Source organism: Micromonospora sp. NPDC048947, assembly GCF_040649495.1.
Taxonomy (GTDB): Bacteria; Actinomycetota; Actinomycetes; order Mycobacteriales; family Micromonosporaceae; genus Micromonospora; species Micromonospora alfalfae.
The window spans coordinates 41,706-61,131 of record NZ_JBEZFO010000017.1; the positions used below are offsets into that span (position 1 = coordinate 41,706).

A 19,426-nucleotide genomic window follows, 5' to 3' on the forward strand; every position below is an offset into this window, starting at 1 on the left:
CCCGCCGTCGGAGGAGCAGACGATGACAACGCAGCGCACCCGGTCGCTCGGGCGCCCGACCCTCGATGCGGTCGCGGCGCGTGCCGGCGTCGGTCGGGGCACGGTCTCCCGCGTGGTCAACGGCTCGCCCCAGGTCAGCCCGGAGGCCCGGGCCGCGGTCCAACAGGCCATCGCCGAGCTGGGGTACGTGCCGAACCGGGCCGCCCGTGCGCTCGTCACCCAGCGGACCGACTCCGTCGCGCTGGTGGTGTCCGAATCCGGCGAGCGGGTCTTCACCGAGCCGTTCTTCGCCGCGATCGTGCGGGGGATCAGCTCCGGGCTGCTGGAGACACCGATGCAGCTCTGGCTGGCCATGGCCCAGTCGCCGGTGGAACGGGAACGGGTCGAGCACCACCTCACCAACCAGCACGTCGACGGCGTACTGCTGTTGTCGTTGCACGACTCCGACCCGCTGCCGACGCTGCTGGAGGAGCGCGGCCTGCCCGCCGTGCTCGGCGGTCGGCCCGCCCGGATGCTGCAACCCGGCGCCCAACCGGCCTGGTTTGTCGACGTGGACAACGTTGGCGGGGCCCGGCAGGCGGTGGAGTACCTGGCGCGGCAGGGGCGGCGACGCATCGCCACCATCGCCGGCACGCAGGACATGGGCGTCGGCCTGGCCCGGTTGACCGGCTACACCGAGGCGGTCAAGGCCACCGGGGCCGGCGTCAACCCCGACCTGATCGCGTACGGCGACTTCAGTGAAGGCAGCGGCGCGGCCGCCATGCGTCGCCTGCTGGACGCCTGCCCGGACCTGGACGCGGTCTTCGTCGCCTCCGACCTCATGGCGTTCGGTGCGCTGCGTACCCTGCGCGAGGCCGGTCGCCGCGTGCCGCAGGACGTCGCGGTGATCGGCTTCGACGACGCGACGATCGCCCTACGGGCGGAGCCGCCGTTGACCACTGTCTTCCAGCCGGTGGAGGAGATGGGCCGGCAGATGGCCCGCCTGCTGGTGGCCCGGATCCGTGGCGAGGAGCTACCCGCCTCCCACATCCTGCTGGACACCCAACTGGTCCACCGAGCCTCCGCCTGACCCACACCCACCCCGCTCCGGCGCGCGTCCGCGTCACCCCGCGTCCGCTCGCGCCCGCGTCACCCCGCGCCCGCTCGCGCCCGCGTCACCCCGTGTCCGCGCCCGCTCGCGCCCGCGCCCGCGCCACCCCGTGTCCGCGCCCACCGCGCGCCCGCGCATCGCGCAAGATCGCGCTCGATCCTTGATGTAGTGGTCATCGTGCGTGAGGAAGCCACTACATCCAGGAAGCTGCGCGATCTTGTGCGGCCTGCGGCCTGCGGCCTGCGGCCTGCGGCCTGCGGCGTGCGGCGTGCGGCCTGGGGCGTGCGGCCTGGGGCGTGCGGCCTGGGACGTGCGGCCTGGGACGTGCGGCCTGGGACGTGCGGCCTGGGACGTGCGGCCTGGGGCGTGCGACGTGCGGCGTGCGGGGTGGGCGCGGGCGGCGGGGAAGTGGGGCGGCCAGGTGGGGTTACTGGGCCCAGCGGCGGAGTTCGCGCTTGGCCAGGGAGTTGCGGTGCACCTCGTCGGGACCGTCGGCCAGGCGCAGGGTGCGGGTTTGTGCCCAGAGGGCGGCCAGTGGGGTGTCCTGGCTGACACCGGCGCCGCCGTAGGCCTGGATGGCCTTGTCGATCACCCATTCCGCCATCGCCGGCGTGCCGATCTTGATGGCCTGGATTTCGGTGTGCGCGCCCTTGTTGCCGACGGTGTCCATCAGCCAGGCCGTCTTGAGTACCAGCAGCCGGGCCTGCTCGATGCGGACCCGGGACTCGGCGATCCACTCCCGGACGACGCCCTGTTCGGCCAGCGGTCGGCCGAACGCGATCCGCCCGAGCGCCCGCTTGCAGAGCAGCTCCAATGCCCGCTCGGCCATTCCGATCAATCGCATGCAGTGGTGGATCCGGCCCGGGCCCAGCCGGGCCTGGGCGATGGCGAAGCCGGTGCCCTCGGCGCCGATCAGGTTCTCCGCGGGCACCCGGACGTCTGTGAAGTCGATCTCGGCGTGCCCGCCGTGCGAACCGTCGGTGTAGCCGAAGACGGTCATGCCCCGGCGCACGTTCACCCCGGGGGTGTCCCGGGGGACCAGCACCATGCTCTGCTGGCGGTGCCGGTCGGCGGTGGGGTCGGTCTTGCCCATCACGATGAAGATCTCGCAGCGAGGATCCATGGCCCCGGACGACCACCACTTCCGTCCGTTGATCACGTACTCGTCGCCGTCGCGGGTGATCCGGGTGGCGATGTTCGTGGCGTCGGAGGACGCGACATCCGGCTCGGTCATGCAGAACGCCGAGCGGATCTCACCCTCCAGCAGCGGCATCAGCCAGCGCTTCTGCTGCGCCTCCGAACCGAACTCGGCCAGCAGCTCCATGTTGCCGGTGTCCGGTGCCGCGCAGTTGACCGCCTCCGGAGCGAGGTGCGGGCTGCGCCCGGTCAGCTCGGCCAGGGGGGCGTACTGGAGGTTGGTCAGGCCGGCGCCGTAACGCGGGTCGGGCAGGAAGAGGTTCCACAGGCCGCGCTTGCGGGCCTCCGCCTTCAGCTCGGCCAACACCGGGGTACGCGACCACGGGTCCCCGGTGGCCACCTGCTCGGCGTGCACGGCCTCGGCCGGATAGACGTGCTCGGTCAGGAACCGGGTCAGCTCGGCGCGCAGCTCCTCGGTCCGGCTGTCGTATGAGAAGTCCATCACCGCTCCCTGGCGGCGGTCAGCCCGTGCGCGACCAGCGGTGCCACCATCTCGCCGATCCGGTCGAAGCCCTCGCCGAGCGTCTGCCCGAGCGTGTGGCGGTAGTGGATGCCCTCGCAGATGACAGCGAGCTTGAAACAGCCCAGCGCCACGTGCCAGTGCAGCGGCCCGACGTCGACATCGCTGCGGCCGGCGTACCTGTCGATCAGCTCGCTGCCGGTGGGGAAGCCGGCGCGCGGGCCGAGCCCGTCGGCGACGGGGTTGCCGGCGGCGGTGTCGCTGCCGCCGAGCACGTCCCAGTAGGTGAGCAGCAGCCCCAGGTCGGCGAGGGGGTCGCCGAGGGTGGCCATCTCCCAGTCGAGCACCGCGTGCACGGCGACCGGGTCGGCCGAGGCGAGGAGGTTGTCCAGCCGGTAGTCGCCGTGCACGATCCGGCCGGCGTTCGCGCCCTCCGGGGCGGTCGCGGCGAGCAGGTCACGCAGTTCGTCGATGCCGGGCAGTGGGCGGCTGCGGGAGCGGTCGAGCTGCCCGGCCCAGCGGCGGACCTGCCGGGCGAGGTAGCCCTCGGGACGGCCGAAGTCAGCCAACCCGACGCTGGACGGGTCGACGCTGTGCAACGCGGCGAGCGTGTCCATCATTGCCATGGCCAGGGCCCGGCGGCGCTCGTCGCCCAGCGGGTCGGTCTGCGCGCGGGTGCGGAACACCTCGCCGGGCATCCGCTCCATCAGGTAGAAGGGCGCGCCGATCACCTCGGGGTCGGTGCAGAGCAGCAGCGCGCCCGGGACCGGCACCTCGGTCGGCGCCAGCGCCGAGATGACCCGGAACTCGCGCGCCATGTCGTGAGCGGTCGCCAGCACGTGCCCCAGCGGGGGACGGCGCAGCACCACCTCGCGGTCGCCGAGGCGCAGCAGGTAGGTGAGGTTGGACTTGCCGCCCGCTATCAGCTGGGCACGCAGCGGTCCGACGGCCAGCTCGGGTCGGTGCGTTGCCAGATGGTCGGCGAGTCGGTCCAGGTCCAGCCCTGCTGGGGAGGTCGGGACGGCAGCCGGCCGTGACGCATCGACGGCCGGATCACTCATCCGACTAGTTGATGGCAGCCCGTTCACGTTGTCAAGGTCAGATTCGTCGGATGCGTCGTCGGGAGGGCTTCGGCCGCTCGGACGTGGCGCCGCCGCCGGTTGAGCCGGCATGACGGACAATCTCCACTTTTCCGACAACTGCCTGGATATCGTCTTGAGGGCGGATCGCGGCGGCGGTCTTCGGAGCGACGGGGGTCAATCGTGGTGAAGGCGAGCAAGGGTACGACAACGGTCGGCGAGCTGTTGCTCAGCCGGCTCCACGACCTCGGAGTGCGCCATGTCTTCGGGTTGCCGGGGGACTACAACATGGATTTCCTCGATCAGATCGAGGCGTTCGACGGGATCGAGTGGGTCGGTAGCTGCAACGAGCTCAACGCCGGCTACAGCGCCGACGGATACGCCCGCCTCGCGGGTGTGGCCGCGATCCTCACCACGTTCGGTCCCGGCGAGCTGTCGGCGGTCAACGCGCTGGCCGGGGCCATGGCGGAGTCGGTACCCATCGTCTCGATCGTCGGCGGTCCGACCGAAGAGATCATGCGGCAGCACACCTCCATGCACCACTCGCTCGCCGACGGCGACTTCGACCACTGGATACGGGTGGCGCGCGAGGTGACAGTCGCCCAGACCTCGCTGACCGCGCAGAACGCTGCGGGGGAGGTCGACCGGGTGCTCACCGAGTGCTGGTCGCAGCAGCGCCCGGTCTACATCCGGATTCCCGGCGACGTGGCCCACGCCGAGGTCGCCGACCCCGGGAAACGGTTCACCAGGCCCGAGCCGGTGGTGGCGCCCGGGCAGCTCGACGCCTTCGCCGCGGCCGCCCGGCGACTGCTCGCCGGTGCCAAGCGGCCGGCCATGCTGGTGGGAAACCTGCCGATCCGCTTCAACCTCGGCGCTGCCGTCACCGCCATGGCCGCCGACCGAAACTGGCCGGTCGCCGCGCAGTCGCTGGGACGGGGACTACTCGACGAGTCCGACCCCCACTACGTGGGCATCTACAACGGCGGCGACAGCCCCGATGAGGTTGCGGAGGTGGTGGAGGGCGCGGACGCCCTGGTCTGCGTGGGCACCACGTTCTTCGACTGGGACGGCCTGTTCACCGCCGACCTGAAGGTGGACCGGGTGATCAGTCTGCACCGGGACGCCGCCGTCGTCGCCGGCACCCGCTTCGCCCCGGTCGCGTTGCCGGCGGCGCTGCGGTGCCTGCACGAGATCGCCCCGAACCGTACGACGGAATGGTCACGCGCGCCGCTGCTGGCGGGCGACCCGCCCGTACTCGACCCGTCGAACAACGAACCGATCCGGCAGGCACGGCTCTGGCCGGCGATCCAGAGCATGCTGCGCGAGGGAGACATCTTCGTCCCGGAAACCGGCACCCCGTCCTTCGGTGCGGCGACGATGCGGCTGCCCGCCGGGGTAACCGTTGTGGAACCGCCCATCTGGGGCTCGATCGGCTACGCCACACCGGCCGCCTTCGGCGCCGCGGTGGCGGCACCGGATCGACGGACGGTGCTGATCACCGGCGACGGATCACTGCAACTGACAGTGCAGGAGATCAGCCGGATGCTCGCCACGAACCAACGCCCGATCATCGTCGTCGTCAACAACGGCGGCTACACCGTCGAACGGGCAGTCGACGGACGGCACCAGCCGTACAACGACATCGACAACTGGCGGTACACGGAACTCCCCGCAGTGTTCGCCCGGGACAGGACCTTCACCGCCCACGTCGCCCGCACCGAAGGCGAGCTGGCCGCCATCCTGGCCGGCATCGACGGACCACCGGCCCAGCTGACCCTCATCGAGGTGGAGACCGACCGGCTGGACCTGCCCGCCGGAATGCCCCAGTGGGGTCGGGAGACGTCCGCGGCGGACTACCACGCTCAGCTCGCCACCAAACCGGTCCTGCCCCTGGGCGGGCTGCCCTGAGCGTCGGCGTCCGCTTCATCACCTGCCGAAACCGCTCGGTCACCGACCGGTAAGTTTCCGCTCGGGACATGCCCCTGCAACAGGGACGAAATGGTCAACGACCAGGCTGGGGTCAGCCTGCCGGCCGCTCCTTCGCCGGCCCGCCGAGCGGAGGGACAGACATGTTGCTGCGAGTTCGGGTCACCCTGCCGGACCGTCCGGGCACCCTGGGTCAGGTTGCCCGTACCTTGGGCGTCTCCGGGGCGGACATCGTCCAGGTGGTGGTCCTCGAACGGCTCGGCGGGCGCGCGGTGGACGACTTCACTGTCGTCTGGCCGGGCGCGGCGCGGGTGGAGCGGCTGCTGGCCGGCCTCGCGGCGATACCGGGGGTGCGGGTGGACGGTGTGTGGCGGGCGATCGGCGCGCCCACCACCACCGGCCAGGACGCGGAGCTGTTGGCCCAGGTCGCGGCCAACCCGGCGGACGGGTTGGCCACCCTTGTCGACGCGGTGCCGGGGCTACTGGCCGCCGATTGGGCCGTGGGCGCTGTGGTGCCTGTCGACTGGGCCTCGCGGAGCGGGGGCGGCGGGGCGACGGTGGGGCACGCGAGCTGGCGTGCTCCCGTACCCCCGCGGTTGCCGGAGGTGACCCCGCTGCGCGGGCGGTCGATGACCACGCCCGACGGCACCCACCACGCGATCGCGCCGTTCGGCCGGGCGGGCCTGGTGCTGGTGGTGGCCCGTGAGCGTAGCGAGACCCTCTCCGCCGCGGCGTTCCACAGCACCGAGGTTGATCGGCTCACCCAGCTCGTCCGGGCCTGCGCGGTGATCCTCGGCGACCGACTCGATCTCGTCGGCGCGCCGCCGGTGGTCGCCGGCCCCTGATCGGTCCGAGGAGTTCCCTTGCCGACACCGCCGGGCAACCGGGCGGCAACAGGCGGGGGTGAGGCTCTTATCGGGGAAGGGAGCCAACCATGACGTTGTGGCGGATCCGAGCGACGGTGGACGACCGGCCGGGTTACCTGTCGGTGCTCACGGCGAGTCTCGCGCTGCGCGGGGTCAACATCCTCACCGTGCAGGTGCAGCCCACCGAGCAGGGCGCGGTGGACGATTTCCTGGTCGACGCGCCGGACGCGCTCGACGAGGCCGAGCTGATCGCCGCGGTCGAGCGTGGTCGGGGCCGGGACTGCTGGGTGGCGCGCAGCGAGGCGCGTGGTCTGGTCGACCAGCCCACCCGGGTGCTCGGGCTGGCCAACCGGCTGGTGCGTGACCCGGACGCGACGGGTGAGGCGTTACGGACCCTGCTCGCCGCCGACGTCGTGAGCTGGCGACCGGCGTCGGTCGGCGTCGAACGGGGGATCACCGGGGCCGGCATGCTGTTGGCGGACCCGGCGGGCGGTTCGTTCGCGCTGCGCCGGGCCGCGCCCGACTTCACCCCGGCGGAGTACGCGCGGGCGCAGGCCCTGGTCGAGCTGGCCGCCACAGTGGCGCGTCGGGCCGCCGAACAGGTCACGCTGGTGCTGCCAGACGGCGCGGAGGTGGCCGTCCGGCCGGCCGGCGCCCAGGATCTGTCCGGCGTGGTGGAGCTGCACGAGGCGTGCTCCCCGGGTAGCCGGCAGCGGCGTTACCTGGGCGGCGCGCCGCTGCCGCAGACGGCCCGCCTGCGTCGACTGCTGGAGCCGAGCCGAGGGTTGACGCTGATCGCCAGCACCAGCGGCCCCGACGGCGGTGCCGAGTCGGTGGTCGCCATGGCGAACCTGCTCGGTGAGGGCGACGAGGCCGAGGTGGCGCTGCTGGTGCGCGACGACTGGCAGCGGCGGGGGCTCGGCTCGGCGTTGCTGCGCCGGGTGGTCCAGCACGCCGACCGGTCCGGGTACGCGGCGCTGGTGCTGCACGTGCAGGCCACCAACGACCCGATGCTGCGTACGCTGCACCGACTGGGTCGGCCGACGGTGGTGGAACGCGACGGCGCTCTGCTCACCCTCACCGTCCCGCTCGCCGTCGCCTCCTCGGCGGAGCGCACTGGCGCGTTCGCCTAGGGCCCTGGTTGCGGTGCTCAGGTGGTGGGGTAGCTGGTGTAGTCGGGGAAGTTGCCGTAGAGCCGGCTGTCTCCGCCGACGGTGACGGCCTGCACCAGCAGGTCGCCGCCGACGAACGCGCCCTTCCAGGAGGCGCCCCGGCCGCCGAACGGTTCGTCCCGGTCACCGCGTGAGCGCGGTTTGTTGATGCCCACCTTGAACGCCTGAAGGTCGACGGCGAGCTTGCCGGCCTCGTCGGTGTCGTCGCAGGCCAGCGAGGCCACCAGCGCGCCGTTGGAGGCGTTCATGGCGGCCAGCAGCTCGTCGGTGGTGTCCACCACGACGATCGTGTCGACGGGACCGAACGGCTCGGCGTGCATCAGTCGGGACCGTCCGGGCGGGGCGAGCAGCACCGACGGCGCCACGTACGCCGAGGTGTCCTGCCCGGAGAGGAACGGCGCGCCGGTGAGCTTGCCGCGGTGCAGCGGGATCGCGCCGCCGCGGACCGCCTCGTCGACGGTGCGGCGTAGCTCGTCGGCCTTGGCGGCGCTGATCAGCGGCCCGAAGTCCAGCTCGGGCAGCGGGTCACCGGCGGCCCAGTCGTCGCCGACGGCGAGCGGGTGACCGAAGCGGACCGAGCGGACGACCGGCAGGTACATGTCGAGGAACTCGTCGACCAGGTCTCGCTGCACCACGAAGCGGGGGTACGCGGTGCAGCGTTGCTTGCCGTACTCGAAACCCTTTCTGAGGTGAGTGGCGAGCAGGTCCCACTGGGTGAAGTTCCAGATGCCCCAGGCGTTGAGACCCTCCTGTTCGATGAAGTGCCGCTTGTCGCTGTCGAGCAGCGCGGCGGCCACCTTGCCGCCGTTGGACCGGCCGCCGACGAAAGCCACAGCGCCGATCTCGGGTGCCCGGACCAGCACCTCGGACAGTTCCCCGCCGCTGCCGGAGACGAGCGTGGCGGGCAGCCCGGCCCGGCGCATCAGCGCGTGCGCGACGGTCAGGCACACCGCGCCGCCCTGGGACGGGGTCTTGGCGATGACCGCGTTGCCGGCCAGGAGCTGCACCAGTTCGGCGTGCACCAGCACGCTCATCGGGTAGTTCCAGGACGCGATGTTGCTGACCGGGCCGGGCAGCGGCTCGCGGCCGTCGGCGAGCATCCGGTCGATCTCGTCGGCGTACCAGCGGACGCCGTCGAGCGCCCGGTCGACGTCGGCGCAGGCCAGCCGCCACGGCTTGCCGATCTCCCAGACCAGCAGCAGGGCGAGCAGGTCGCGGTGGGCGGTGAGCGAGTCCAGGGCTTCGGCGACCCGGGCCTTGCGGTCGGCCAGCGGGGTCCGGGCCCAGGCCCGGTGCGCGGCGGCGGCGTGGGTCACCGCGGCACGTGCGGTGGTCGCGTCGACCCGGGGCAGGTTGATGAGGACTGTGTTGTCCACCGGGGTGCGGACCGGTGCGGGTTGGCCGACCGCGCGCCATTCGCCCTCGATCAGGTTGTGCAGTGTGGTGACGCCGTCGACCTCGGTGCCGAACGCCTCCGGGGCGGCGGCCACCGCGCGGGCCAGGATATCGGTCCAGGCGGTGCCGTCGGCGAGTCGTAGTGCCATCGCTTCTCCTCACTGTTGACCAGGGAGCGGCGGCGTCGACGGCACCGCTGGTGAGCGGTACTGTCTCGCGCTTGGTAGTGGGTCAGCAACAGTACGTTTGTCTGGCTGGCCGACGAAGCGCTCGAACGGCGCGAAAACCGTCGCGGAAGCTCCCGTCGTGAGCTGCGCAAACTCGATTCATAGATCGAAGAATGTCGATGGTGTGAGATGGTCCGCAATGGTTACTCGCGAGTACGGAGGCGGTGCCGCGCACATAGGTCCTGGTTGGCAGGCTTCCCAACCAGCGACCCGCCCATTACATTGTCGGTTATCCATGGGAGCGCTTCCATGGCCCATGGTCACACCGCCACCCCGCTGTCGCCGGTGGCCGTGCCGCCCGTACGCCGTCCCGCGTCGGTGCGACCGCCGGCGGCGCCTCCGACAGGAGTCCGCCATGCGCCACCTGACCCGGCCGTTCAGCGGCCAGCCCGGCCGGTCGCCGGCCGCCGACCAGCCCTGGCCGCGGCGGCTGCTGACCCTCGGCGTCGCGCTGCTCACCGGCGCGTCCCTCGCGGTGACCGCCCCACCGTCCGAGCCCGCCTCCGCCGCGCCGGCCGCGACCTACAACTACGCCGAGGCGTTGCAGAAGTCGCTGCTCTTCTACGAGGCGCAGCAGTCCGGTCGACTGCCCGACTGGAACCGGGTCTCCTGGCGCGGAGACAGCGCGCTCACCGACGGCGCCAGCGCGGGCGTGGACCTCACCGGCGGCTGGTACGACGCCGGCGACCACGTCAAGTTCGGTTTCCCGATGGCGTTCAGCGCCACCATGCTCGCCTGGGGCGCTGTCGAATACCGCAGCGGCTACACCGCCTCCGGGCAACTGCCGCACCTGCTCAACAACCTGCGCTTCGTCAACGACTACTTCATCAAGGCGCACCCGTCGGCAAACGTCCTCTACGGACAGGTCGGCAAGGGCGACGACGACCACAAGTGGTGGGGTCCGGCCGAGGTGATGCAGATGGCGCGGCCCGCGTACAAGATCGATGCCAGCTGTGGCGGCGCGGACCTGGCGGGGGAGACGGCGGCAGCGATGGCCGCCTCCTCGATGGTGTTCCGGCCCACCGACGCGGCCTACGCGGACAAGCTGCTCGGGCACGCCCGGCAGCTCTACACCTTCGCCGACACGGTGCGGAAGGCCTACCACGAGTGCATCACCGACGCCACCAGCTTCTACCGCTCGTGGAGCGGCTGGCAGGACGAACTCGTCTGGGCCGCGATCTGGCTGCACCGCGCCACCGGCGAGGCCAGCTACCTGACAAAGGCCGAGAGTGAGTACGACAAGCTCGGCACCGAGAACCAGTCCACCACCCGCTCCTACAAGTGGACCATCGCCTGGGACAACAAGCAGTTCGGCGCGTACGTGCTGCTGGCCAACCTGACCGGCAAGCAGAAGTACGTCGACGACGCCAACAGGTGGCTGGACTACTGGACCGTCGGGGTGAACGGGCAGCGGGTGCCGTACTCGCCGGGCGGGATGGCGGTGCTCGACTCCTGGGGCGCGCTGCGCTACGCCGCGAACACCTCCTTCGCCGCGCTGGTCTACAGCGACAAGACCACCGACACCACCCGCAAGGCGCGCTACCACGACTTCGCCGTCCGGCAGATCAACTACGCGCTCGGCGACAACCCCCGTAACTCCAGCTACGTCATCGGCTTCGGCGCCAACTCGCCGAAGAACCCGCACCACCGCACCGCGCACGGCTCCTGGTGGGACAGCCAGACCGTGCCGGTGGAGACCCGGCACACCCTCTACGGCGCGCTGGTCGGCGGCCCGTCCTCGGCCAACGACGCGTACAGCGACAGCCGCTCGGACTACGTGATGAACGAGGTGGCCACCGACTACAACGCCGGCTTCACGTCCGCGCTGGTCCGGCTGACCTCCGAGTACGGCGGCACGCCGCTGGCGAACTTCCCGGTCGCCGAGACGCCGGACATCGACGAGCTGACAGTGGAGACCACTGTGACGCAGGCCGAACCTCGGGCCACCGGGCTCAAGGTGATGGTCTACAACAAGTCCGCGTTCCCGGCCCGCGCGCTGACCGACGGCCGGTTCCGGTACTACTTCCGGCCCGACGGCACCGGCCCGGTGCAGGTCACCGCCGGCTACACCCAGGGCTGCCCGTCCCCGACCACAGCCAAGCAGTACAGCGGTGACATCTGGTACGTCGAGGTGGACTGCGCCGGGTACACCATCGCCCCGGCGGGTCAGTCACAGCACCGGATGGAGGTCCAGTTCAAGGTCGGAGTGCCGGAGGGCGGCACCTGGGACCCGACGAACGACCCGTCGTACCAGGCCACCGCCGGGCCCAACCGGAAGGTGCCGCTCTACTCCGGCGCCACCCGGGTCTGGGGCGAGGAGCCGGGCCCGGTCGTGCCGGACACCACCAAACCGACAGTCCCCGGCACCCCGGTGGCGTCCAACCTCGGCCCCCGCACCGTCACCCTGACCTGGGCGCCGTCCACCGACAGCGGCGGCAGCGGACTCGCCGGGTACGACGTCCGCGAGTTCATGGTCGGTAACGACGTGGTGGCGACCCGACGGGTCACCGAGAACTCGATCACCATCACCACGCTGCTGCCGGAGCGGACGTTCGAGTACACCATCGTGGCGCGCGACGGCGCTGGCAACGAGTCGGCCGCCTCGGCGAAGCTCAGCGTGACAACGCCACCGGCCGGCACCGTCGACACCACAGCGCCGAGCACCCCCGGCACGCCGGTCGCCTCGGCCGTCACCGCCACCGGGCTCACACTGGCCTGGACCCCGTCGACCGACAACGTGGGCGTCACCGGCTACCGGGTCTATCGCGAGGCCGGCGCCACCGACGTGCTTGTCGGCTCGCCGACCGGCACCACCCAGGCGGTGTCCGGGCTGACCGCCTCGACGGCGTACCAGTTCTACGTGGTGGCAGTGGACGCGGCGGGCAACACCTCCGCGGCGTCCACGCCGGTCGCGGTGACCACCGCGGCGCCGCCGGTCGGTGGCACCTGCACTGTGGGGTACGCCACCACCGACTGGGGCGGCGGCTTCACCGCCAACGTGTCGATCACCAACACCGGCACCACAGCGATCAACGGTTGGACGGTGCGGTTCAGCTTCCCCGGTGGGCAGAGCGTCAGCCAGGGCTGGTCGGCGACGATCAGCCAGAGCGGCGCGGCGGTCACCGCAACGAACCTGTCCTACAACGGCACGATCGCGGCGGGCGCGTCGGTGAGCTTCGGCTTCAACGGCACGTACAGCGGCGCCAACCCGAAACCGACGGCCTTCACCGTCAACAACACACCCTGCACCATCGCCTGACCGGCACCGCGACGAGATCTTGGACAGTTACCGTTCCGCGCGGACGGTAACTGTCCAAGATCTGCACTGCCCGGCCCTCGCGGGCGGACTCGGGGGATAGGTCGGCGGGATTTCGGGCAAGACACGATCGTGCGGGAGTTGCTGACCGTCGGACACGGCGCTGCCGATCGGGGCCGGCTGGGAGAGTTGCTGACCGGGGCCGGGATCGCCCAGGTGGTGGACGTGCGGCGATACCCGGCCAGCCGCACCAACCCGGACGTCCGCCGCGAGGAGCTCGAACGGTGGCTGCCCGAGTGGGGCGTCGACTACCGCTGGGAGCCGCGACTGGGCGGACGACGGCACGTCCCCGCCGGGGAACCCGAGCCGGACACCTGGTGGACGGTCGCGGCGTTCCGGGCGTACGCCGCCCACACGCGGACGGCCGAGTTCGACGACGCGCTCGCCGAGGTGCTCGCCGGGGCGGATCGTCGGACCACCGCGGTCATGTGCAGCGAGAGCGTGTGGTGGCGCTGCCACCGCCGGTTGATCGCCGACGTCGCGGCGCTGGGCAGCGGAGTCCCAGTGGCGCACCTGATGCCGGACGGCCGCCTCAGCCCGCACCGGCCGGCCGAGGGCGCCCGCCGACTGCCCGACGGCCACCTGCTGTGGGACGGCTGAGTCACTCCACCAGGTCGTCGGCGAGCAGATCCATCAACAGGCCGTCGTGCCAGCGGCCGTCCGCGCCGCGCTCATAGCGGCGCAGCACCCCCACCGGGCGAAAACCAACCTTCGCGTACGCCCGGATGGCGGCGCTGTTCGCCGCGGCCGGGTCGATGGTGAAGCGGTGGTGGCCGTACTCGTCGATCAGGTGGCGGGCCAGGGTGCGGATGGCGTCACCGCCGAGGCCGGCGCCCCGCTCCGCCGGGTCGAGGAAGACGTCCAGGCTGGCGTGCCGGTAGTCCGGGTCCGCCTCGGCGTACCACTGGATCGCGCCGATCACCCGGCCGTCGTGCTCGATCGCGTACACGTGCAGGTCGTCGTCCGCGAGGTCGGCGCGCACGGAGTCGGCCAGGTCGTCGCCGCCCCGCCACCACCGGCGTACCTCCGGGTCGGCCCGGATCGCGGCGAGGGCCGGCACGTCCGCGACCGTCGCCGGTCGTAGTGTCACCACCCGCCCCCGCAGCACCGGCTCAGCCCCGGATCTCGCCGTGCTCGACGCAGACCGCCGACCAGCCCACCGGCAGCACCTGCACCTTCATCCGGCGACGGCAGCGGGGGCAGAACCGGGGTGGCTCCAACTGGCGGGCCGACGCGCAGGCGGGGTGGGCGGTGGCCGTCGTCGACTCACCGCACCTGTCGCACCACGCTTGCGTAGTCGTCATTGTCGTCACAGCGTGGCGGAGAGCGCCTTGACCGGCATCTTCAACTCGTCCAGCAGCTCCAGGTCGGCCGTTGCCGGTCGACCCAGCGTGGTCAGGTAGTTGCCGACGATCACCGCGTTGATGCCGCCGAGCAGACCGTCACGGGTGCCGAGGTCGCCGAGGGTGATCTCGCGACCACCGGCGTACCGCAGGATGGTGCGCGGCATGGCCAGCCGGAACGCGGCGATGGCCCGCAGCGCGTCCTTGCCCTCCACGACCGGACGGTCACCGAGCGGGGTGCCGGGGCGCGGGTTGAGGAAGTTGAGCGGCACCTCGTGCGGGTTCAACTCGGCGAGCTGCGCGGCGAACTCGGCCCGCTGCTCGACGGTCTCACCGAGGCCGAGGATGCCACCGCAGCACACCTCCATGCCGGAGTCGCGCACCATCCGCAGGGTCTCCCAGCGCTCCTCCCACGAGTGCGTGGTGACCACGTTGGGGAAGTACGACTTGCAGGTTTCCAGATTGTGGTTGTAGCGGTGCACGCCCATGTCGACCAGGTCGTCGACCTGCTCCTTGGTGAGCATGCCCAGCGACGCGGCGACCTGGATGTCGACGGCCGCCTTGATGGCGGCGACGCCCTCGCGCATCTGCTTCATCAGCCGGGCGTCCGGACCGCGGACCGCAGCGACGATGCAGAACTCGGTCGCCCCGGTCGCGGCGGTCTGCTTCGCCGCCTCGACCAGCGACGGGATGTCCAGCCAGACCGAGCGCACCGGCGAGGTGAACAGGCCCGACTGCGAGCAGAAGTGGCAGTCTTCCGGGCAGCCGCCGGTCTTGAGCGAGACGATTCCCTCGACCTCGACCTCCGGGCCGCACCAGCGCATCCGCACGTCGTGAGCGAGCTGGAGGGCGGCGGGCAGGTGCTCGTCGGGCAGGTTCAGCACGGCGAGGATGCCGGCCTGATCGAGGCCGACACCGTCACCCAGGACCTGGGTCCGGGCCTGGTCGAGGATCTCTGGCATGGCTCGTACCCTACAAGGCTCCCCGATCAGCCGGAATGACCTGGCGGCCCGGTCGGTGCCTCGCACCGAGTGGAATCGTCGGGCCGGTGGCGGCGGGTGGTAATTTCGGCCGGCGGGTGTCGGGCTGACCGGCACGCACAGCGGGGGAGGGTGACGGTGGCGGACTGGCTGGCGGCGCTCGACCGCCGCGCGGAGCTGCGGGCGAAGGCCGGGCTCACCAGGCGACTGCATCCGCGTCCGGCCGACGATCAGATGACCGATCTGGCCGGCAACGACTACCTCGGCCTGGCCACCCACCCGGACGTCATCGCCGCGGCCACTGCGGCTTTGTCGGCGTACGGGCTGGGGGCTACCGGGTCGCGACTGGTCCGGGGTTCCACCGACGCGCACCGGGCGCTGGAGGAGGACCTGGCCCGCTGGCTGGGCACCGACGGCGCCCTGGTCTTCTCCTCCGGCTACCTGGCCAACCTCGGCGCGCTGCGGGCGCTCGTCCAACCTCGGACGCTGCTCGTCTCCGACGCGCACAACCACGCGTCGCTGATCGACGGCTGCCGCATCTCCGGTGCGGAGACGGTGGTCACCCCGCACGCCGATGTCGATGCGGTAGCCGCCGCGCTCGGTGCCGCTCCCGGCCGCCCGGCGGTGGTGGTGACGGAGTCGGTCTTCTCGGTCGACGGTGATCTCGCCCCGCTGGCTCGGCTGCACGCCGTGGCCCGCCGTCACGGCGCGCTGCTGCTGGTCGACGACGCGCACGCGCTGGGACTGACCGGCCCGGCCGGCGCGGGCGCGGTGGCGGCCACCGGGCTGGCCGGCGAGCCGGACGTGGTGGTCACCGCCACCCTGTCCAAGGCGCTCGGTGGCGCGGGTGGCGTTGTCGCCGGCCCGGCCGAGTTCGTCAGGCACCTGGTCGAGACCGGGCGCACGTTCATCTTCGACACGGCACTGCCGCCGGCGGTCGCCGCCGGTGTGCACGCCGCGCTGCGGCTCGCCCAGGCCGGCGACGACCTGCGCGCCGAACTCTCCGACCGGGTGGGACTGGCGGTGGGTCGACTGCGGTCGGCCGGGCTGACCGTCTCCGCCCCGGACGCGGCGGTGGTCTCGGTGACGGCCCCGGGGCCGGAGGCGGCGACCGCGTGGGCGGCGGACTGCCGGGACCGGGGCGTCGCGGTGGGCTGTTTCCGGCCACCATCCACCCCGGACAGCCGCTCCCGCCTGCGCCTGACGGTGAGCGCGGGGGTGCCCCGGAGGGCGTTCGAGCGGGCGCTGGACGTCATAGTGGACACCGCGCCGTGAGCGCGCGGAGCGAGCCGGCTCGGCGAGCCCCGCAGTCGCGAACCCAGGGGGCGTCATGACCGGGTGGGCGGGGTCGGTGCTGGTTACCGGAACGGACACCGAGGTCGGCAAGACGGTGGTGACAGCGGCGATCGCGGCCGCCGCGCAGGCCGCCGGGCTGCGGGTGGCGGTGGTCAAACCGGGTCAGACCGGTACGGCCGGCGGTGAGCCCGGCGACGTGGACGCGGTGAACCGGCTGGCTGCGCCGCTGACCGGTCGGACCCTTGCCAGCTACCCGGATCCGCTCGCCCCGTTGGCCGCAGCGCGGGTGGCCGACCTGCCGCCGCTGGAGTTGTACACGGCGGTGGACGCCGTCCGCGCGGAGGCCGACAAGCACGACCTCGTGCTGATCGAGGGCGCGGGCGGGTTGCTGGTTCCGATGGGGCTGCGGCCGTCGGGGGAGCCGTGGACGATGGCCGACCTGGCGGTGTCGCTCGGCGCGCCCGCTGTGGTGGTCGCCCGCGCCGGGTTGGGCACGCTCAACCACACCGCGTTGACCCTGGAGGCACTGGACCGTAGGGCGGTGCCGGCCGGTGTGGTGATCGGCGCCTGGCCGGCCCGGCCGGAGTTGGTGCACTGGACGAACCTCACCGATCTGGTGCCGAACCTTCTCGGCGCGCTGCCCGACGGCGCGGGCGCGATGGACCCGGGTGTGTTCCGGCGGTCCGCGCCGGGTTGGCTCACCCCGGCCCTGCACGGCGTGCTCGACGACTGGCGGGTCTGGGCCGAGGAGAGCGGCTGAACACCTGACTTTCGTCGGTGTTCGCGCAGGTCGGGCGTGGGTAGCCTGACCGCCGTGCGGATCCTCGACTCCCCGCCGCCGGGTTGGCTGACCCGGCGGCGTCGCCTGCTGCTGGACGTGCTGCTCTGGGCGGTGGTGGCCGCCCCGGTCGGCTACGCCGAGGCCAGCCCGCCCTATACGCGGTACACGTTGCCGCTGCTGGTCGGCAAGCTGCTGCTGCTCGGTGTGGCGGTGGTGGCGAGTCGGCGTCAGCCGTTGGTCGCCCCGGTGCTGGCGGTGCTCGGGTCGTTGGTCGATGGCAACTTCGTGTTCGCCATTCCGGTCTTCAGCTATCTCGCCGGGCGGCGCAGCGTCACAGTGGGCCCGGCGATCATGGTCTTCGTGCTGATCACGGCCGGTGGCACGGCGCTCAACCTGGGGCTGCTCGGCGCCGGCGCTGCCACCTGGTTCCTGCTCGCCTCGGTGCTGCTCTTCGCCGCCGTGTTCCCCTGGTTGGTCGGCCGCTACCGCCGCCAGCAGCAGGAGTTGACCGACGCCGGTCGCCGGCACGTCGACGCGCTGACCCGCGAGCAACGGGGTGCCGCCGAGCGGATCCGGCTGCGTGAGCGGGCCCGGATCGCCGGGGAGATGCACGACTCGCTCGGTCACGACCTGAGCCTGATCGCGTTGCGCGCCGCCGCCCTGGAGGTCGCCGCCGACCTGGACGACCGGCACCGGGCCGCGGCGGGGGAGTTGCGGGCCAGCGTCTCCGCCGCCACCGAGCGACTGCACGAGATCATCGGGGTGCTCCGCGAGGAGGCTGGCGCGTCGCTGCGTCCGAGCGGGGAGACAGTGGCCGACCTGGTCGACGGTGCCCGGGAGGCCGGAATGGCGGTACGGCTGGACGCCGCACCGGCGGTCGCGGACCTACCGGCGATGACCGGTCACGCGGCGCACCGGATCGTCCGGGAGGCGCTGACCAACGCGGCCCGGTACGCGCCCGGCGCCCCGGTCGACGTGCGCCTCACCCGCGACGGTGACCGGGTCGAGGTGACGGTCGTCAACGACGCTCCGCCGGCCGGGCCGCTGCCCGCCCCACCGTCGCAGGGCAGTGGGCTGCTCGCTCTCGCCGAGCGGGTCCGCCTCGCCGGCGGGACGCTCGACGCCGGCCACCGGGCCGACGGCGGGTTCGCGCTACGGGCGGTGTTGCCGGCCACCGCGGCGCCACCGGAGACGATCGGGTCGGTGGCCGAAGGCGGGCCCGCGTCACGGTCCGACGAGCGACACGGGCCGGCGGAGCGGCCGGTGGACGCCGAGCGGCGGCTGCACGACGCCCGCCGACGGGTTCGGCGCAGCCTGCTGGTGGCGCTCGCCGCCCCGGTCGGGTTCGCCCTGGTGCTCTCGTTCGTCTACTACCCGGTGGCGACCGCCGGGACGGTGCTGGACCGGGCCACCTTCGACCAGTTGCGTGTCGGCGCGGCCCGGTCGGAGCTGATCGGGCTGCCCCGGCGGCAGTTGGAACGCACAGCGGCGGTCGACCTGGCCGGCTGCGAGTACTACACCGACGGTAACTTTCCCCTTGCCGCGCCGACCTGGCGGCTCTGTTTCACCGATGGCCGGCTGGTCAGCAAGGAGCGGATCGCCTAGTGGACACCGACACGACGGGGACACCGCCGATCCGGGTGGTGCTGGCCGACGACGAGGCGATGATCCGGGCCGGCGTCCGGGCCATCCTCGCCAGCGACCCCGGTATCGAGGTGGTCGCCGAGGCCGGCGACGGGCACGCGGCGGTGGAACTGGTCCGGGCTCACCGACCCCGGGTGGCGCTGCTGGACATCCGGATGCCGCGGCTGGACGGGTTGGCCGCCGCCGCCGAGATCCGCCGGGTCGTGCCGGAGACCGCGACCATCATGCTGACCACGTTCGGCGAGGACGACCACGTGGCCCGGGCGCTCGGGCACGGTGCCAGCGGGTTTTTGCTCAAGGCCGGCGACCCGCGTGAGCTGATCGCCGGTGTGCACGCCGTCGCCGACGGTGGGGCGTACCTGTCGCCGAGGGTGGCCCGCCGGGTGATCGAGCTGGGCGCCGACCGGTTGGCCCGTCGACCCGCCGCCCGGGAGCGTGCGGCCGGGCTGACCGAGCGGGAACGGGAGGTGCTGGCCCTGGTCGGGGCGGGTCTTTCCAACGCGGAGATCGCTCGCCGGCTGCACCTCGTGGAGGGCACCGTGAAGAGCTACCTGACCAGCATCTTCACCCGGCTGGACGTACGCAACCGGGTGCAGGCGGCGATCCTCGCGTACGAGGCGGGTCTGGTCGACGGCTGAGCGGGGGCCGGGGAGC

General features: G+C 72.4%; 16 protein-coding genes. 10 read left to right on the plus strand and 6 right to left on the minus strand.

Going from position 1 to position 19,426, the window contains the following annotated elements; genetic code table 11:
- Positions 1–22: 22 nt before the first annotated feature.
- Complete coding sequence (locus tag AB0B98_RS23310; RefSeq protein WP_238671913.1) at positions 23–1,069, plus strand: LacI family DNA-binding transcriptional regulator; 1,047 nt, start codon at positions 23–25, stop codon at positions 1,067–1,069.
- A 448-nt stretch (positions 1,070–1,517) separates the two neighbouring features.
- On the opposite strand, the gene AB0B98_RS23315 is transcribed toward AB0B98_RS23310, so the two are convergent.
- Together AB0B98_RS23315 and AB0B98_RS23320 are read right to left on the minus strand one after the other, a co-directional pair.
- Positions 1,518–2,729 carry an acyl-CoA dehydrogenase family protein gene (locus AB0B98_RS23315; protein ID WP_357365256.1) on the minus strand — a complete coding sequence of 404 codons (1,212 nt, stop codon included), beginning with the start codon at positions 2,727–2,729 and terminating at the stop codon, positions 1,518–1,520.
- The gene (locus tag AB0B98_RS23320) at positions 2,729–3,808 is read right to left on the minus strand and encodes a phosphotransferase family protein (RefSeq protein WP_357365257.1); all 1,080 of its coding nucleotides are present in this window, start codon (positions 3,806–3,808) and stop codon (positions 2,729–2,731) included. Before AB0B98_RS23320 ends, AB0B98_RS23315 begins: the two co-directional genes overlap by 1 nt.
- A 204-nt stretch (positions 3,809–4,012) precedes the next feature.
- Here AB0B98_RS23320 and AB0B98_RS23325 point away from each other — a divergent pair, with 204 nt between their 5' ends.
- The 3 genes from AB0B98_RS23325 to AB0B98_RS23335 all read left to right on the plus strand — a co-directional run bounded on the left by AB0B98_RS23325 (position 4,013) and on the right by AB0B98_RS23335 (position 7,751).
- Positions 4,013–5,734 carry a thiamine pyrophosphate-binding protein gene (locus AB0B98_RS23325; protein WP_357365259.1) on the plus strand — a complete coding sequence of 574 codons (1,722 nt, stop codon included), beginning with the start codon at positions 4,013–4,015 and terminating at the stop codon, positions 5,732–5,734.
- Between the two features lie 161 nt (positions 5,735–5,895).
- Complete coding sequence (locus AB0B98_RS23330; protein WP_357365260.1) at positions 5,896–6,597, plus strand: amino acid-binding protein; 702 nt, start codon at positions 5,896–5,898, stop codon at positions 6,595–6,597.
- Between the two features lie 89 nt (positions 6,598–6,686).
- Positions 6,687–7,751, plus strand: a complete 1,065-nt coding sequence (locus AB0B98_RS23335; RefSeq protein WP_357365261.1) for a GNAT family N-acetyltransferase — start codon at positions 6,687–6,689, stop codon at positions 7,749–7,751.
- Positions 7,752–7,768: 17 nt separating this feature from the next.
- On the opposite strand, the gene AB0B98_RS23340 is transcribed toward AB0B98_RS23335, so the two are convergent.
- Positions 7,769–9,334 (minus strand): aldehyde dehydrogenase family protein, encoded by a 1,566-nt coding sequence (locus tag AB0B98_RS23340; protein ID WP_357365263.1) that lies wholly within the window; start codon positions 9,332–9,334, stop codon positions 7,769–7,771.
- 433 nt (positions 9,335–9,767) lie between these two features.
- Between AB0B98_RS23340 and AB0B98_RS23345 the strand changes: the two genes are divergently transcribed.
- On the plus strand, positions 9,768–12,671 hold the full coding sequence (locus AB0B98_RS23345; RefSeq protein ID WP_357365265.1) for a glycoside hydrolase family 9 protein: 2,904 nt from the start codon (positions 9,768–9,770) through the stop codon (positions 12,669–12,671).
- 129 nt (positions 12,672–12,800) lie between these two features.
- Entirely contained in the window at positions 12,801–13,328 is a 528-nt protein-coding gene (locus tag AB0B98_RS23350; RefSeq protein WP_357365267.1) for a DUF488 domain-containing protein, read from the plus strand.
- A 1-nt stretch (position 13,329) separates the two neighbouring features.
- Here the strand turns inward: AB0B98_RS23350 and AB0B98_RS23355 are convergent, their stop codons facing one another.
- The 3 genes from AB0B98_RS23355 to bioB are packed head-to-tail and all read right to left on the minus strand — an operon-like array spanning position 13,330 to position 15,033.
- On the minus strand, positions 13,330–13,836 hold the full coding sequence (locus tag AB0B98_RS23355; protein WP_238671923.1) for a GNAT family protein: 507 nt from the start codon (positions 13,834–13,836) through the stop codon (positions 13,330–13,332).
- 4 nt (positions 13,837–13,840) lie between these two features.
- The gene (locus tag AB0B98_RS23360) at positions 13,841–14,032 is read right to left on the minus strand and encodes a hypothetical protein (protein WP_357365269.1); all 192 of its coding nucleotides are present in this window, start codon (positions 14,030–14,032) and stop codon (positions 13,841–13,843) included.
- Positions 14,033–14,037: 5 nt separating this feature from the next.
- Positions 14,038–15,033: a biotin synthase BioB gene (gene bioB / locus AB0B98_RS23365; protein WP_124819840.1), complete on the minus strand. Its 996-nt coding sequence runs from the start codon at positions 15,031–15,033 to the stop codon at positions 14,038–14,040.
- A 156-nt stretch (positions 15,034–15,189) separates the two neighbouring features.
- On the opposite strand from bioB, the gene AB0B98_RS23370 reads away from it, so the two are divergent.
- From AB0B98_RS23370 to AB0B98_RS23385, 4 genes are read left to right on the plus strand one after another with little or no spacing between them, the layout of a single operon-like run.
- On the plus strand, positions 15,190–16,326 hold the full coding sequence (locus tag AB0B98_RS23370) for an 8-amino-7-oxononanoate synthase (protein ID WP_357365271.1): 1,137 nt from the start codon (positions 15,190–15,192) through the stop codon (positions 16,324–16,326).
- Between the two features lie 55 nt (positions 16,327–16,381).
- Positions 16,382–17,107 carry a dethiobiotin synthase gene (gene bioD, locus AB0B98_RS23375; protein ID WP_238671926.1) on the plus strand — a complete coding sequence of 242 codons (726 nt, stop codon included), beginning with the start codon at positions 16,382–16,384 and terminating at the stop codon, positions 17,105–17,107.
- Positions 17,108–17,161: 54 nt separating this feature from the next.
- Positions 17,162–18,733, plus strand: coding sequence for a histidine kinase (locus tag AB0B98_RS23380; protein ID WP_357365273.1), 1,572 nt, complete (start codon positions 17,162–17,164; stop codon positions 18,731–18,733).
- Complete coding sequence (locus AB0B98_RS23385; RefSeq protein ID WP_357365274.1) at positions 18,733–19,410, plus strand: response regulator transcription factor; 678 nt, start codon at positions 18,733–18,735, stop codon at positions 19,408–19,410. Before AB0B98_RS23380 ends, AB0B98_RS23385 begins: the two co-directional genes overlap by 1 nt.
- The last annotated feature ends 16 nt before the right edge of the window (positions 19,411–19,426 follow it).

Coding starts and splice junctions, on each gene's coding strand:
- AB0B98_RS23310 (WP_238671913.1), top strand. CDS start 23: ATGACAACGCAGCGCACCCGGTCGCTCGGGCGCCCGACCCTCGATGCG.
- AB0B98_RS23315 (WP_357365256.1), bottom strand. CDS start 2,729: ATGGACTTCTCATACGACAGCCGGACCGAGGAGCTGCGCGCCGAGCTG.
- AB0B98_RS23320 (WP_357365257.1), bottom strand. CDS start 3,808: ATGAGTGATCCGGCCGTCGATGCGTCACGGCCGGCTGCCGTCCCGACC.
- AB0B98_RS23330 (WP_357365260.1), top strand. CDS start 5,896: ATGTTGCTGCGAGTTCGGGTCACCCTGCCGGACCGTCCGGGCACCCTG.
- AB0B98_RS23335 (WP_357365261.1), top strand. CDS start 6,687: ATGACGTTGTGGCGGATCCGAGCGACGGTGGACGACCGGCCGGGTTAC.
- AB0B98_RS23340 (WP_357365263.1), bottom strand. CDS start 9,334: ATGGCACTACGACTCGCCGACGGCACCGCCTGGACCGATATCCTGGCC.
- AB0B98_RS23345 (WP_357365265.1), top strand. CDS start 9,768: ATGCGCCACCTGACCCGGCCGTTCAGCGGCCAGCCCGGCCGGTCGCCG.
- AB0B98_RS23360 (WP_357365269.1), bottom strand. CDS start 14,032: ATGACGACTACGCAAGCGTGGTGCGACAGGTGCGGTGAGTCGACGACG.
- bioB (WP_124819840.1), bottom strand. CDS start 15,033: ATGCCAGAGATCCTCGACCAGGCCCGGACCCAGGTCCTGGGTGACGGT.
- bioD (WP_238671926.1), top strand. CDS start 16,382: ATGACCGGGTGGGCGGGGTCGGTGCTGGTTACCGGAACGGACACCGAG.